This window comes from Actinomadura graeca, assembly GCF_019175365.1.
Lineage (GTDB): Bacteria > Actinomycetota > Actinomycetes > Streptosporangiales > Streptosporangiaceae > Spirillospora > Spirillospora graeca.
Genome location: NZ_CP059572.1, coordinates 8,242,100 through 8,255,801, shown reverse-complemented (window position 1 = coordinate 8,255,801; position 13,702 = coordinate 8,242,100). Strand labels below are relative to the sequence as shown.

At 69.8% G+C, this 13,702-nt stretch carries 11 protein-coding genes, 1 pseudogene and 1 CRISPR repeat array; of the genes and pseudogenes, 5 read left to right on the top strand and 7 right to left on the bottom strand.

Annotation, left to right across the window (positions count from 1 at the left end; genetic code table 11):
- Positions 1-183: 183 nt before the first annotated feature.
- Positions 184-786, top strand: a complete 603-nt coding sequence (locus AGRA3207_RS36660; RefSeq protein ID WP_231331925.1) for a sigma-70 family RNA polymerase sigma factor — start codon at positions 184-186, stop codon at positions 784-786.
- Positions 783-1,658 carry a hypothetical protein gene (locus AGRA3207_RS36655; protein WP_231331923.1) on the top strand — a complete coding sequence of 292 codons (876 nt, stop codon included), beginning with the start codon at positions 783-785 and terminating at the stop codon, positions 1,656-1,658. Before AGRA3207_RS36660 ends, AGRA3207_RS36655 begins: the two co-directional genes overlap by 4 nt.
- Before the next feature lie 9 nt (positions 1,659-1,667).
- On the opposite strand, the pseudogene AGRA3207_RS36650 reads toward AGRA3207_RS36655, so the two are convergent.
- Positions 1,668-1,955 (bottom strand): annotated as a pseudogene (locus tag AGRA3207_RS36650) (integrase core domain-containing protein); the annotation flags it as partial.
- A gap of 16 nt (positions 1,956-1,971) precedes the next feature.
- Entirely contained in the window at positions 1,972-2,583 is a 612-nt protein-coding gene (locus AGRA3207_RS36645; protein ID WP_231331922.1) for an IS110 family transposase, read from the bottom strand.
- A 40-nt stretch (positions 2,584-2,623) separates the two neighbouring features.
- Between AGRA3207_RS36645 and AGRA3207_RS36640 the strand changes: the two genes are divergently transcribed.
- The 3 genes from AGRA3207_RS36640 (at position 2,624) to AGRA3207_RS36630 (ending at position 6,410) form a co-directional block, all read left to right on the top strand.
- Complete coding sequence (locus AGRA3207_RS36640) at positions 2,624-3,040, top strand: prevent-host-death protein (RefSeq protein ID WP_231331920.1); 417 nt, start codon at positions 2,624-2,626, stop codon at positions 3,038-3,040.
- 284 nt (positions 3,041-3,324) lie between these two features.
- Positions 3,325-3,462: a hypothetical protein gene (locus tag AGRA3207_RS36635; protein WP_231331918.1), complete on the top strand. Its 138-nt coding sequence runs from the start codon at positions 3,325-3,327 to the stop codon at positions 3,460-3,462.
- A gap of 644 nt (positions 3,463-4,106) precedes the next feature.
- Complete coding sequence (locus tag AGRA3207_RS36630; RefSeq protein WP_231331916.1) at positions 4,107-6,410, top strand: NACHT domain-containing protein; 2,304 nt, start codon at positions 4,107-4,109, stop codon at positions 6,408-6,410.
- A gap of 787 nt (positions 6,411-7,197) precedes the next feature.
- Positions 7,198-8,447: a CRISPR direct-repeat array (repeat unit 29 nt; unit sequence GTTCTCCCCGCGCGAGCGGGGGTGGTCCG).
- 1,244 nt (positions 8,448-9,691) lie between these two features.
- On the opposite strand, the gene cas2e is transcribed toward AGRA3207_RS36630, so the two are convergent.
- Genes cas2e through cas7e form a run of 5 tightly spaced genes read right to left on the bottom strand, consistent with a single transcriptional unit; the run spans position 9,692 to position 13,664 of the window.
- Positions 9,692-10,015 carry a type I-E CRISPR-associated endoribonuclease Cas2e gene (cas2e, locus tag AGRA3207_RS36625; protein WP_231331913.1) on the bottom strand — a complete coding sequence of 108 codons (324 nt, stop codon included), beginning with the start codon at positions 10,013-10,015 and terminating at the stop codon, positions 9,692-9,694.
- 10 nt (positions 10,016-10,025) lie between these two features.
- Positions 10,026-11,000, bottom strand: a complete 975-nt coding sequence (gene cas1e, locus AGRA3207_RS36620; protein ID WP_231331911.1) for a type I-E CRISPR-associated endonuclease Cas1e — start codon at positions 10,998-11,000, stop codon at positions 10,026-10,028.
- Complete coding sequence (gene cas6e, locus AGRA3207_RS36615; protein WP_231331910.1) at positions 10,997-11,635, bottom strand: type I-E CRISPR-associated protein Cas6/Cse3/CasE; 639 nt, start codon at positions 11,633-11,635, stop codon at positions 10,997-10,999. Before cas6e ends, cas1e begins: the two co-directional genes overlap by 4 nt.
- Positions 11,632-12,459, bottom strand: coding sequence for a type I-E CRISPR-associated protein Cas5/CasD (cas5e, locus tag AGRA3207_RS36610; RefSeq protein WP_231331908.1), 828 nt, complete (start codon positions 12,457-12,459; stop codon positions 11,632-11,634). Before cas5e ends, cas6e begins: the two co-directional genes overlap by 4 nt.
- Entirely contained in the window at positions 12,456-13,664 is a 1,209-nt protein-coding gene (gene cas7e / locus AGRA3207_RS36605) for a type I-E CRISPR-associated protein Cas7/Cse4/CasC (protein ID WP_231331906.1), read from the bottom strand. Before cas7e ends, cas5e begins: the two co-directional genes overlap by 4 nt.
- Positions 13,665-13,702: the final 38 nt, after the last annotated feature.

The following is a 13,702-nucleotide window of genomic DNA, read 5'->3' as shown; positions in this document are numbered from 1 at the left end:
ATGAAGGGGCCGCCATGGGCGGCGCACTCCTCCGAGGTGGCCGGGGCGGGCCCCTCGGGATGGGAGGACCACACGGCATGGATCTTTTGACGGTGCTGGGGGCGGTGGCCCCGGTGCTCGCCGCGGGGATCACCGTGGCCGATGTCCGGCTGCGGGCGCGGCGCGGGCACCGTGCTCCCGCCGATGATGAGTAGCGATGACCGCCCCGAGCCCACCTCGTACCAGCGGCCGGTCCCAGCCGGCCCGGGCGATTCCGTGCGGGCCGAGGCCACGATGGCGGCGATGCGGCAGGTCTTCGTGGGCTTCTTCGACGCCGAGTACCACCCGGTGGTGCGTTTCGTGATGCGGTTCGGCGCCGGCCTGCCCGACGCACAAGACGCCGCGCAGCAGGCGTTCCTGCAGGTCTGGAACAACATGAGACGCCGCGAATGGGACGAGATCACCAACCAACGGGCTTGGGTTCGCACAGTGGCGCTCCGCCGGTACCGCGCCCGGCCGGGCACCCGGATCGAGATTCCGCTCGGCCCCCACATCGATCTCCCCCAGCCCGGCACCGGTCACGCCGAACTCACCGACCAGGCCCGCGACGCGCTCGCCCTGCTGCGGCGGCTGGACCCCGACTGCCGCGAGGTGATCGCCCTCGCCCTCGACGACATCCCCGCGGCTGACATCGCCGCTGCACTGGGCATCAGCCAGCAGAAGGTCCGGGACCTGCGCAAGAAGACACGAAAACAACTCCGAAAACACGCACCCGCCGTGCGCCGTGAGGGGAGGAACCAACGATGAAATGGCCCTGGTGGAACCGGCCCGACCCTGGCGACAAGGCCATGGACACTCTGACCGCCGGCGACGCCGACCTGCTGAACCACGTACGCGCGCACGCCGACCCCCACCGCGCCCTGGCGGGGCTCATGGACGAACTCACCCGAGACGACGACCAGGCCGTACCAAGGGCAGACAACCAGGCCGTGCCAGGGACCGGTACCCTGCCCCCTGGCACTCAGGCCGCTGCCCGCTCAAAGCCGGCGCAGGTGATCCAGATGCGTGTTCTCGCCTATGACCTCGGCCAGGCCCGTGGCCGCACTCTGGCCCTCGACCGCGCCCTCGACGGCGCCCGCACCCGCGCCCCCGCTCGCGACCTTGCCAGCGCCCGCGATCTTACCCGCGCCCTCACCATTGCCCTCGCCCAAGCCCTCACCCGCGCTCAGGCCCTCACCCGCGTCCTCGACCTCAACCTCGACCGCGACCTCGACCGCGACCTCGCCCAAGGCCTCGCCCAAGCCCTCGCCCGCGCCCACGACCTCGACATCGTCCTCGACTTCGACCGCTCCCCCGCGCTCGACCTCGACCGCGCCCGTGTCCTCGCCAGCGACCTCGACCTCGACGTCGCCCACACCTGCGACATCGCCCGCGGCCACACTCGCGATCTCTCATTGACGGCGAAGACCATCGATGCCAGGGGCGCCGATCTAGCCGATCTGGAGCTGCAGGAGTCGGGCCTGGCGGTGGTGCTGTCGGGTGTGATGTGGGACATGGACACCCGGTGGCCGCCCGGACTGCGGGCGCTGGTCGCGGCCCGGTCCCAAGAGATCGGACCCGGTGTCTATCAGGTGCGGGACGGTACCGAACGCGACCCGTACGAGGCCGTCGGAGTGTGAGGGCGCCCGCTAGGTGTTCTGTCCCGTGAGGTTGGGAACGCGGCTGGCGGGTGAGAGGCCGCCGAGTGCGGTGTGGCCGCGGTGGTGATTGTAGGTGTGGAGCCAGTGCGGGAGTGCTGTGCGGCGTTCGGTCTCGCTGGTGCAGGGCTGGTGGTAGGCCCATTCGTCGGGCAGGGTGCGGTTGTAGCGTTCGACCTTGCCGTTGGTTTGCGGCCGGTAGGCGCGGGTGCGCTTGTGGGTGATCCCGGCCGCGGTGAGGGTGTCGCGCCACAGGCGTGAGCGGTAGCACGAGCCGTTGAGTTCCTAATGGATGTCAAGCAGGCGGGGCCTTTGCGTGGTGGGTGGACGGGCCGGTCGGCGGAGGGTGTTGCGACTCCTTGTTTGGTCGGCCCGTTTTCGAGCTGGTGGTTTGGTGGCGGTGGGTGGTGCGTCTGGCTGCGCGAAGCTCGGCTGAGAAGGTGTATCGCTCGGCGATGATGGTGCGGGCTTGTTCGCGGGTGACCGGCTGGCCGGTGGCGTCGCGCAAGGTGTAGTGCTCGCCGCGGCGCCAGCAGGCGGCGATCCGGGTGAGTAGTGTGGTGGCGACGTGGCAGAGCGCCGAGGTGTGGTGTTTGCCCTGGGTGGCCATCGGCCGGTGGTATTTCGCGGCCAGGCTGGGGTCGGTGCGGCGGGCGTGCTCAGCGGCCAGGAACAGGGCCTCACGCAGACATGCGTCACCGGACTTGGTCAGGCCGCCGTGATGCTGGTTGAGGCCGGAGGAATCCAGGCGCGGGACCAGCCCGCTGAAGACTCGGACGCCCGCCAGCGAGGTGAAGCGGTTGGGCTCGCCCAGGCGGCCGAGGATCTGCGCGCCCAGGATCGGGTTGACAGGGCTGCCGCCGTACAGGTACTTCGCGTACTTGACGTACCTAGTTGCGCGTGACATGCTGGGCGTCGACCACGATGGATGATGTGGAGGTGCCGCGATGTCCGCTGTTCACTACGACAGCTACACCGACGCGCGCAAGCACCTCAAACTACTCCTGGATGCCGCAGAGAGCGGACGGACGGCGACCGTGCGTCGCGATTCGGCTACGTCGGCGATCGTAGACAGCGATCGCCTGCGTCACTACCTTGCCTCCGTCAGTCCGTCTCGCGCGCAAGTGGTGCCGGAAGCGGGCGGGTGGTCGATCTTCCTCCCAGGTTTGCCCGTAGCCGCGGACGGCGCGAGCCTTGACCAGGCCGTCACGGAGATGATCGATGCCCTGCGTGAATATGCCGACGACTGGCAGGATCACCTGCTCAATGCGCCGAATCATCGCGAGAACTGGGGGGTCGTGCAGCTGATCAGTCTCTCTGATGACGATCAGTTGCGAGAGTGGCTGGTGGGGCAGCACGCGTGACATGGCCCCAGGCCACGCGGGAGGATCATGATCGCTTCTGCCGGGCAGAAGGCTGGCGGGAGGTCAGGAACGCCCGTGGAAAGACTGGAACCCACCATGTCACCTACGAGCTAGACCTGCCCGACGGTCGAGTCCTGAGGACCCGGATCTCCCATCCGGTCGATCGGAGCGACTACGGCCGTGCCCTGTGGAGCCACATCCTCCGCGACCAATTGGACGTAAATGAAGCGACCTTCTGGGCGTGCGTTCGAGACGGTGTCCCACCTGACCGCGGAGGATTTGGCTTGCCCAAGGACGCTTTGCCTGCCGATCTGATCTACCTGTTGATCTCGAAGGTGGGGCTCAGCGAGCCCGAGGTAGCGCGGATGAGCAGAGATGAGGCTATCGCCAGGTTGCAGAAGCACTGGACGGAAGGCGGCTGATTCTCAGCATCTGACAACAGGCCAGTTCACAGGACCCGGACGAATCGGCACCCCGCAGAGGAACCCCAGGTCGGCCTCACCATCCAGCGCCTACTGCACACCCACCTACAACCCGACGCCGATGTCCACTGGCAGGACATCTCCCCATCCGCACGGGGTGGATTGCTCGCGGCGGCGGTTCGGATCCAACCTCGGCCCGCTGCGGCGGGGAGTCCAACATCATGCATCGGATCTCCGCCCGTATGACGGTAAGCCAGACCTCCACGCCAGGTACCCGCTTCCGCCCTTTGGTTGGACGCTCGACCGAGCCACTCATCACACCTTGCGTTACTGCGCACCTCGCTGAGCAGCACCGCGATCACCAGACGAACCAACACGAAAGCCGTAACGGGCACGCTGGTGCCGCAGTGCACGACTCTAGGATCAGTCGTGCCCACCCGATCCCGAGGTCAGCCACTCAGAGGACAGGGCGCGACGAAACCGCCGAACTGACAGCAGACAGCCACTGACATGGTGCCCGACGACCGGCGCGGACGAGGCGGACCGCGGGCCGGGCCACGCCAGGGAGGAGCGCCGGTACCCGGATGAGGCCGTTTGTGGACTCTGCCGCCACGATGCATCGCGGCGGCCCCAGGATGGCGGGCATGCGTAGCGGCAGGGCCTGGTGGCCGTGGCTGGCGTTCCTGGCGGCAGTGGCCGGAACGCTCATCCTGAGCATATGGACCCTCGTCCCCCTGACCGGCAAGGACGGTTTGCAGATCGCGGCGAACCGCGCCCAGCTCACCGGAGGACTCCTGATCACCGCCGCGGCCTCGCTGATCTCGGTCTGGTGGTGGGCCCGCCGCCACTCCCACAACCTGGCCGCACAGGCCGTCCCTGCACCCGATGCGCTGACGCGCGCCAAGGAATTACTGGCCGGGCTGGTGGCCGAGCAATGGAAGGACGAGGCGCGGCTGCGGTCGCTGGATGACCCCGATCCCATCCCGGTGCGCTGGCGCACCCCCACGCCCGGCGAGCACACGCCCGCGATCATGGACCATCCCGGGCACATCGACGCTGATGCGAGCGGGGGCGGCATGTGGTGGACAGCCTCCAGCGCCGACATCGCCGCGCTCACCACCCGCTTCCGCCGCACCCGGCGCCGCCGCCTGGTGATCCTGGGCGGTCCCGGGATGGGCAAGACCACCCTGGCGGTGCAGCTGCTGCTGCACCTGCTGGCCACCCGCCCCCAGCACCCCGGCGAACCGGTTCCAGTGCTGCTCCCGATCGCCGGATGGGACACCGGACGCTTCCCCCGGCTGCACGACTGGCTCACCGACCAGCTCCTCAGCGGCTACCCCGTCCTGCGCGCTCCCGGACTCGGCGAGCCGGTGGTGCGCGCGCTGACCACACGCGGGCACCTGCTGCCCGTCCTGGACGGCCTGGACGAACTCCCTGCACCCGCGCACAAGGCCGTCATCGGCGCGCTGAACCGGTCGCTGGGCGGCGACGACCAGCTCATCCTCACCAGCCGCACCGGCGAATACACCGACGCGGTCGCCCAGGCCGGAGACGTGATCACATCCGCGGCCGTACTCGAACCCCACCCTCTGGACCCCGCAGCCGCAGCCGACTACCTGGCAACCTGCCTTCCCCCCGAGCCCGGCCCGCACTGGCGGTACACCCTGACCACCCTGCGCCACACCCCGCCACCCGGCCAACGCTCGCCCGGCCACCCGGCGGCGGCACTGGCCGACGTCGCGGCAACCCCCCTGGGCCTGTGGCTGCTGCGCACCGTCTACCTCACCCCCGGCACCGACCCCGCCCCGCTCACCGATCCGGCCTGCTTCCCCACCGCGGCCGACCTCCGGGCCCGCCTGTTCGAACGGCTCATCCCCGCTCTCATCACCACCCGCCCGCCCAGCAGCAACCCCGCCGGGCCCTTCCGCCCCCGCCGCGGGCACGACCCCGTCCAGGTCCGCCGCTGGCTGGGCTACCTGGCCCACCACCTCACCCACCAGCCCGCACCAACCGGACACGGAAGCGGTACCCGCGACCTGGCCTGGTGGCGCCTGGCCGCCACCACCCAGGCCATCACCCCCGCCACCAGGCTCACCCTCGTCCTCCTCGCCGCCGCGGGGGGACTCGTGACCGGGCTCCTGGGCGGCTTGCTGGGAGGCCTTGTGTTCGGGCTCACGGATACGGAGGCCCTCACAGGCGGGCTCGTGGTCGGCCTCGCAATCGGCCTCGTAGTCGGCCTCGTAGTCGGCGCCATGATCGGAATCGCAGGCGGGCCGGTGGTCTGGCTCACTGCCAGAGATTGGGCGCAAGAGCCACCGGGCTATGCCGATCTGCGCCTTCGTCAACGAGCCACCGAACTCATCCCCCACATCGGACGTAACTTGACGGTCGGGCTCGCATTAGGGCTCCTGGGCGGCCTCGCGCTCGGGCTCGGCTTCGTGCTCCTGTTCGGCATCACATTCGCGCTCAGGATCGGGCTTCCGTTCGGGCTCACGATCGGACTCACATTCGGACCCACGTTCGGGGTCACGGAATGGGCAGAGACACCGGCGCAGGCACTCAACGCCCAGACTCCGATGGATAACTGGCGGGCCGACCGGACCCTCAACCTGTTCCGCATGAGCAATAGCAGCCTCACGGGCGGGCTCGCCGGCCTGCTCGCAGTCGGGCTCGTCTTCACGCTCGCAGTCGGGCTCGCGGTCGGACTCACAGCCGGACTCGTGGTCGGACTCATATCCGGGCTCGCCCTTGGTGACCACAGGGCCTGGCTGGCGTATCTGATCGCCGCCCGCCGACTGGCCCGCGCCCACCACCTGCCGCGCCGACTGATGCCGTTCCTGGACGACTGCCACCGCCTCGGACTCCTGCGCGCGGTCGGACCCATCTACCAATTCCGCCACGCCGAACTCCACGACCACCTCGCCGCCACCTACCGGCCACCCGCCTGACCGAAAACGGCGCCATCCTCGCCAGCCTCACCCTGCCGGTCCACCACGTCGGCCCCCTAACCCGAACAAGGATTCGGACTCCATGACTCAGCGCACCTCCTCCAAGGCACACGACGCGGCGGCCGGGAGTGTGAGCAAGGGAACGGTCCCAGCGGTCGCCGTTTCGGGCGCTCAAGCACACCCATGGCAAAATCGGCGACCGCTGAGAGCCGAAACTGAAGGGCGACAAGGACCGACCAACGCGCAGGCGGCATGCGGCCTCACCACCTCCACGAGATCACGGGGACGCGGATACCAACGCCCCGAAGAAGCACCTCCACGACATGGCCCGGCAACTGGAGGCCTCCGAGCGCTCGGCCATGCCAGTGAACGAGTTCGTCAAGGCCATCGAGAGGGTTAACAAGCGCAGGAAGGCCGGTTCACGATCCCGACCCCGCGCCGTCGGCCCTCCGGCGACGAGGTCGCAGGGTCAGGACGGCGGAGCGGGGACCAGATTCGCGGCCGCCACGGCCGCAGCCACCAGGTTGGAGGCCATCGCTCGTCCGGTGCTGTGCGACCAGTCCCGGCCCGCTTCGCTCTCCAGGTAGCCCGGGCCAGGCCCGCGCCACGCCTTCTGCCACCATGAGCTGAACTCCAATCCGTCTAGCCACCGCGTCCAGCCACTCACCACACGCCACCGGCATAACCAGCGCGACCCACGTAGGCTCACCCATGCGCGACAGCAGCCAGCCCTGGAACCGCTCATCTCAAAACAGTAACGACCCTACATAACCCCAGGTCACGAAGTGTTCTCCCCGCGCGAGCGGGGGTGGTCCGGTCCAGGCGCGGATGCAGCTCCCGGCCGGGGAGTTCTCCCCGCGCGAGCGGGGGTGGTCCGCGCGGGAGGCGGGCCCTGGGGCGGCTGCGCGGGTTCTCCCCGCGCGAGCGGGGGTGGTCCGTTGCGGCGCGCGTCGCGGCGTTTCCAGCGCAGGGTTCTCCCCGCGCGAGCGGGGGTGGTCCGTGGCAGGACGTGGCGGCGGCGCTCGGCATCAGGTTCTCCCCGCGCGAGCGGGGGTGGTCCGTCGCGGGTGATCATGCCGCCGAGCCAGATGGGGTTCTCCCCGCGCGAGCGGGGGTGGTCCGCCGCCGTGCGCGCGGGGACGGTGCGGCCCTACGTTCTCCCCGCGCGAGCGGGGGTGGTCCGGAACTGGCGGCCGCCCTCGACGGGACGGAGGCGTTCTCCCCGCGCGAGCGGGGGTGGTCCGATGCAGGCGGAGCTTGCCCAGGCCCGGGCGACGTTCTCCCCGCGCGAGCGGGGGTGGTCCGCGGTGCGTGCCGTCGCCGCGATCCTTCGCGGAGTTCTCCCCGCGCGAGCGGGGGTGGTCCGTCTGGTCGGACGAGTCGCACACCGAGTTCATCGTTCTCCCCGCGCGAGCGGGGGTGGTCCGGACGTGCACCTGCTGTTCACCGGCTCCGGCGGGTTCTCCCCGCGCGAGCGGGGGTGGTCCGGGCATCGGCGGCACCTGGAACTATTCCGGTGAGTTCTCCCCGCGCGAGCGGGGGTGGTCCGGCGCATGAATCGCAGGTCAGAGCGGTTCTGGCGTTCTCCCCGCGCGAGCGGGGGTGGTCCGGGCAGGGTGGCGCCTAGGTAGTGCTCGATCTGGTCTCCCCGCGCGAGCGGGGGTGGTCCGTCTTGTTGGGCGAGGAGGCCGCGGACGGCGTCGTTCTCCCCGCGCGAGCGGGAGTGGTCCGCCGCGTACCCCGCGGTTCCAAACGGCTGCGCAGTTCTCCCCGCGCGAGCGGGGGTGGTCCGATGTCGCGCGTGGATGCCTGACATCCTCGGGCAGTTCTCCCCGCGCGAGCGGGGGTGGTCCGCGCGAGACGGTGGCGTCGCGCGGCTTCATGTAGTTCTCCCCGCGCGAGCGGGGGTGGTCCGCTCGTCGGCCCAGAGGACGACCAGCCGGTGGTGTTCTCCCCGCGCGAGCGGCGGTGGTCCGCTCGCCGGCCCAGAGGACGACCAGCCGGTGGTGTTCTCTCCGCGCGAGCGGCGGTGGTCCGGTTGAGCGCGGACACCGCAAGGCCAAGGTCCCGTTCTCCTCGCGCGAGGGGGGTGGTCCGAATGGCTGCGCCGCGACGAGCGGGACGGAGACGTTCTCCCCGTGCGAGCGGGGGGCCCGCAGCGAACGTCGCCGATGTCACCCTTCGTCTTGTTCCCCCGCGCGAACCGGGGGTGGTCCGATCGGGCGGAACAAGGCGAAGTGTGAGCGGTAGTTTTCCCCGCGCGAACCGGGGGTGGTCCGGGACACCCGTGCGTCACGTCCGCAGCCTGCGCGTTCTTACCGCGCGAACGGAGGGTGGCCCGGTCACCGTGCTGGCGGTGGCGGTGTCGTCGCGGTTCTCCCCGCGCGGGCGGGAAGTCCGATCTCGTTTAGGGTCTGCGCCAGCGCTGCTGGTCTTCCCCGCTCGAGCGTGGGGTGGTCGCAATGTCCCCCACTTCTCGGATGTGGTGGTGCGCGGGTTCTTTCGCCGCGCGAGCGGAGGTGCTCCGTAGCTAACGGTCGTCATGACAAACGCCATGACATTCTCCCGGCGGGAACGGGAGCGGGAGTGGTCCGGTCCAGGAGGATCACGGGGCTGACATCAGCCAGTCTGCACTCCGCCCGCCGAGCCGCCGGGTGGATCGCCTGGTTGTCCGCCGACCTGCCGCCCTGGCCTGCCACGGACTCTCTCGACCGGTGAGGCGTCAATGATCCTGCTGCACCTGCCGCATCGCGTCGCGTCCGCTGCATGGTCTGCGTGGAAACCGACCCCTACAGCAACGACGGGGTAGGGACGTTGAGGTCACTGCGGCTGAACGTGTCCGGACGCGTGGCAGCTCGCCAAATCGTCGCCGATCTCGGCGAGCAGAGCCCGCTGCCAGCTCGCGACGTGGCCCCCAGGTTCCGCGAGGGCCTCACCGGCAGTTGTCAGAGTCTAAGCCGCAGGCCGACCAGTACGAGCTGAGTGCACGGGCAGGAGCCCGGTTCACGCTCTGAGTGCGGGGCGTGCTTGATCGTCACGCTGCTCGATCAGGGCGTGCCACATGGGCGACGGGCTCGGCCCGGCGGCTACCTGTAGTTCGGTGTGCTTGTCGTGGGCGATTTCGGGTGAGTCTAGGTGGTCTGGACAAGCGGATTGTCGTGGTCTCTGCGGGTCGGGTCGGCGCAGACCGTGGGGTTCGCTGCGTCGCCGGGGCGGGAGACGATCAGTGGTTTGGGTTTGCGGGTGTTCACTGCGGACCGCCCGGTCAATGAAGCTTTTGGTCAAGCCGGGGGATCTCCTCTGGGATGGTCGGCTGCTGGCTCTGGTTCGCTGGGGTTGAGCGCGATGAGGGTGAGGCCGTCGAGGTCGATGGGTGTGCGGCGGCGTTGGCCGGCGGTGTGGAGGGTGAAGCCTTGCTCGTTGTCGTCGGGGTGAAGGAGGAGGGCGGCGCCGTCGTTGATGGTGGCGGCGACGGCGCTCCAGAGTTCGGTGCGGACGCGGGCGGAGAGGGTGCCGACGTAGAGGCCGGGCATGGGTTCGGTCATCCAGCGGGTGAGTGCGCCGCGTAGATGGCCGGGGATGGCGGTGGTGGCGATGATGGTCATGTTCGCCATGTCATTGGTGTCCGTAGTTGGTGCCGCCGGCGAGGCGCCCGAAGTCGGGGTCCCAGAGGTCGACGAGTTCTTCGGTGGCGTCTTGGGCGTCTTCTTGGCGGGTGCCGTCGTCGGGTTCCAGGAGGGTTTGGATGTCGGCGACGATGCGGGGCAGCAGGCGGAACAGGCGCAGGCCGTCGCGGAAGGAGCGGCGGGCTTGGCCGTCGGGGTCGGTGGAGTCGTGGAGTGTGAAGGCGAGCGGGAGGGTGAGCTGGGCTTTGTAGAGGTCGGCGATGTCGTAGATGAAGGAGTGGCTGGTTCCGGTGTGGACGAAGCCGAGTCCGGGTGTGCATCCGAGGGCGTTGATGGCGGCGTGGGTGATGCCGTACAGGCAGGTGTTGGCGGCGGACAGAGCGCGGTTGACGGGATCTTGGGCGTCCCAGTCGTCGGGGGCGTAGGAGCGTTTGAAGGGGCGGACGCCGTTCTGTTCGGCGAGCATGCGGTAGAGGGCTTTCATCCGCTGGCCCTCTAGGCCGCGGAGCTGGGAGATGGTGGCGTCGGCCGGGGCGGTGTCGCCGAATCGCCGTTGATACATGCGGCGGGCGACGGCCGTGCGGGTGGTGTCGTCGGCCCAGGCTCGTGCTTGGGTTTCCAGCCACCGGGTGGGGAGTGAATCGGGGGTGGTGGCGATGTAGCAGCGGACGCCGGCGTTGCCGGTGCAGATGACGGTGGTGCCGTGCCGGGCGAAGGTCGACAGGGCCCTGGTGGTGATGGAGACACCGGGGCCAAGCAGCAGGCAGCCGAGGGCGGCGGTGGGTAGGGCGACACGGCGGATGTCGTCACCGAGCTGGACCAGGGCTGTGACCCCGGTGTCGTCTTGGACGATGCGCGCGATGTCGATGTAGAGGAAGGATAAGGAGTCGCCGATGCGGGGCAGCATCGCGGCGGTGGGGGCGGCCAGGCGTTGCCGGGCGTTGCGTGGCGTGGAGGTGCTCATGCGGGGGCGATGGTGAGCAGGCCGCAGCCGTAGGGCTTTCCGCGTCCGATGCCGGCGCGGATCTTTTCGATCAGTGTTGCGGAGTCGGTGACGGTGGCGGTGCCGTCGAACCGGGTGCGGGCGTGGGTCATGCGGGCGTTGCCGCGGCGGCCGGTGGCGCCGGGGAGCTGGCTGCTGTGCAGGCTTCGCAGGATGAGGCCGGCGGAGTCGGCTTGGCGTTGCCACCACTGGTCGGCGTCTGCGCCGTGCAGGGGGACGACTTGTTTGGGCCGGCCGGCGGTGGTGTTGTTGCCGAGTTTGCTGGTGGCGTTGGCGATGATCCGGTAGTGGACGTTGGCGCCGTCGGTGAGCCCTTTGAGCAGGGGTGTCAGGGACGTGGTGCGGGCGGCGCCGTAGTCGGCGGCCAGGTTGTCCAGGGTGGGCTTGATGCTGCTTTGCACCAGGATGGAGAACCCGTCGGGCTGCTCCTCCAGCCGGAACAGGGCGGCGGCCTGGTGGCGGGCCCGGTCCCCCAGGCCGTCTGGGAACAGGGTCATGATGCGGCGGTGCAGGTGGGTGGCGTCGCGGAGGTCTTTCAGGACGGCGCGGTCGCGGGTGTTGGGGACGATCTGGGTGAGCCATAGGCCGGTGGTCATGGGGTGTGCTCCCCGGTGGAGTGCTTGAGGTAGGTGGCGAGGTTGGTGACGTAGTCGACTCCGAGGCCGGCGCATTGGACGGCGGGAAGCTGGATGTGCCGCCGGTAGACCGGGCGGGTCCGGTAGTGCCGGGCATCGGGGGCGAAGGAGACCGGGTCGTCCTGGATCTGGGTGTGGACGTGGTGGTGTGCAGAGACGTCGGGGCTATCGGGCCATTGCCCGGTGAAGGCGGCGTCCGCGTGGAATTCCACGGTGACCGCTTGGGCTCGCCGGGGGGCGGGGCGGGCGAGGGGCAGGCCGGTCAGGTGCGCGACCGGGTCGTCGTTGACGGTGGCGATCAGCAGTGGGGCGTCGGGTGGGCAGGACCGGCGGCCCAGGTAGGGCGGCCAGACCGGTGTGCGCAGTGCGCGGGCGCAGGCCTCGAGCAGGCTGGGATCCGCTGCGGTGACGGCGACGGTGAACGCGGCGTCTTGGAGGTAGTAGCGGTGGGATACCAGGGTCGCCTTGTCGAGGCGGCGATGTTCTCGCTCGGCGGTGGCCACGGTGAGGCGGCGGGGCATGCCACCGCCGACGGTGTGGAAGTCGCGTAGCAGCGTGCCTGGCCGGTCGATGCGTGTGGTGAACCGCAGGGTGGCCAGGTCGTCGATGGGCTGGTCGCGGCGGCGGCCCAGGGCGGCGGCGACCAGGCCGATCAGGCCCGAGCGGGTGGGTGCGCGCAGGGTGTCGCGCTGGTTGAAGCGGGACCGCTCGCCCCACGATTGCAGGGGCCCGCTCAGGTGCAGCAGCACAGCGGTCGTGGCCTGGACGGCGGGCTGGGAGGTCACGCCGTTTCCTTCACCGGCTCGGCAACCTCCAGGGCGCGGTTCAGGGCGCCGTCGATGAGCTCGTCGAAGGAGGACACGCGTTCTCCCAGGCCGCTGGTGTCGGCGGTGGACAGGGTGGCGTGGGCGTGGTGGAGCAGCCCGCTGTTTCCCAGCAGGTCGTTGACGGCGGTGGCGTAGGTGCTGAGCGCCTGGACCGAGGGGTCGCTGTGTCCGCCGCCGGCGTGGTCGGCGGCGACCGGCTTCTCGAACGCTGCGGCGTAGGAGACCGGGCGGTCGGCGCGGACGGCCAGGTGGGCCAGGGCCGGGATCGTGTTGGGTGCGGTCGAGTTCTTCTTGGCGTGCGGCAGTGACAGCAACGCGGCGCGGATCACGGCGTCGGCAAGTTCCCGCGTGGCTGCCACGCCGCCGCCGAGGTTACGGTGCAGGTCGTGCAGGTCGACCACGATGTTGCGGTAGAGCACGCCGGCGCTGTGTTCGGCGTGGCCCATGTGTGCGCTGCCGGTGGTGTCGCCCCAGTCGCTGGTGACGTCGTCGACCGCGCTGAAGTAGTCGATCTCGATGTCGGTGGCGTGCGTGGTGAAGCTGTGCGCGACTTGAACGGCCCCGTCCACCTCGGCGTTTTCGACCTGCGCGAGCATCCGCCCGAACAGGTTGATGATCCCGTTGCGCTGCCGCAGGATCTCATCGACCTGGCTGGTGGGGATGACGGCGTGCTTGCGCTCGAACTTGGCGGGCTCCCCGGCTTGTTCCAGAGCGCTGCGGTGCTCGATCGCGAGCTCGGCGAGTTCGGCGATGGCGGTCGCGGGGATGTAGACCATCGCGGCCGTAGCCCAGGCGTTGGACACGGCGTCGGGCTCGGCGTTCTCGGCCTTCTTGTCCTTCTTGGGTGGTTCGGCGCCGACGCTGCTGGCAACGGCGATGTGCCGGCCGGCGCGCTCGGCGAGCTCGGCGGGCCAGTGGTGCTCGTCCTTCAGGTGCTGTGCTATGCGTTCGGGCAGGCGGCGGGTGCGCAGGGCGCTGTGCCCGAGGTGCTGTTGCAGGTGCAGCCGCATGGCGCGCTTCCAGCATTGGCTGCTGACCCGGGTGCGTTCGGCGCCGCCCCACTTCACGGTCTTGATCGCGTTGGTGTCGTCGCGGTTGAGGCTGGCGAACGGGATGGGCTGCAGGACGTGTATCTCAAGGAAACGGCCAGGGATCGTGGTCATGGCGGACTCCGGCATTCGCAGATCGATCGGGAAAGGGA

What these genes read in the sequence shown, in the direction of transcription:
- cas2e (WP_231331913.1), bottom strand. Translation starts at nt 10,015, where the DNA reads ATGACCATCATCGCCACCACCGCCATCCCCGGCCATCTACGCGGCGCA.
- AGRA3207_RS36660 (WP_231331925.1), top strand. Translation starts at nt 184, where the DNA reads ATGATGAGTAGCGATGACCGCCCCGAGCCCACCTCGTACCAGCGGCCG.
- AGRA3207_RS36630 (WP_231331916.1), top strand. Translation starts at nt 4,107, where the DNA reads ATGCGTAGCGGCAGGGCCTGGTGGCCGTGGCTGGCGTTCCTGGCGGCA.
- cas6e (WP_231331910.1), bottom strand. Translation starts at nt 11,635, where the DNA reads ATGACCACCGGCCTATGGCTCACCCAGATCGTCCCCAACACCCGCGAC.
- AGRA3207_RS36655 (WP_231331923.1), top strand. Translation starts at nt 783, where the DNA reads ATGAAATGGCCCTGGTGGAACCGGCCCGACCCTGGCGACAAGGCCATG.
- AGRA3207_RS36640 (WP_231331920.1), top strand. Translation starts at nt 2,624, where the DNA reads ATGTCCGCTGTTCACTACGACAGCTACACCGACGCGCGCAAGCACCTC.
- AGRA3207_RS36645 (WP_231331922.1), bottom strand. Translation starts at nt 2,583, where the DNA reads ATGTCACGCGCAACTAGGTACGTCAAGTACGCGAAGTACCTGTACGGC.
- cas1e (WP_231331911.1), bottom strand. Translation starts at nt 11,000, where the DNA reads ATGAGCACCTCCACGCCACGCAACGCCCGGCAACGCCTGGCCGCCCCC.
- cas7e (WP_231331906.1), bottom strand. Translation starts at nt 13,664, where the DNA reads ATGACCACGATCCCTGGCCGTTTCCTTGAGATACACGTCCTGCAGCCC.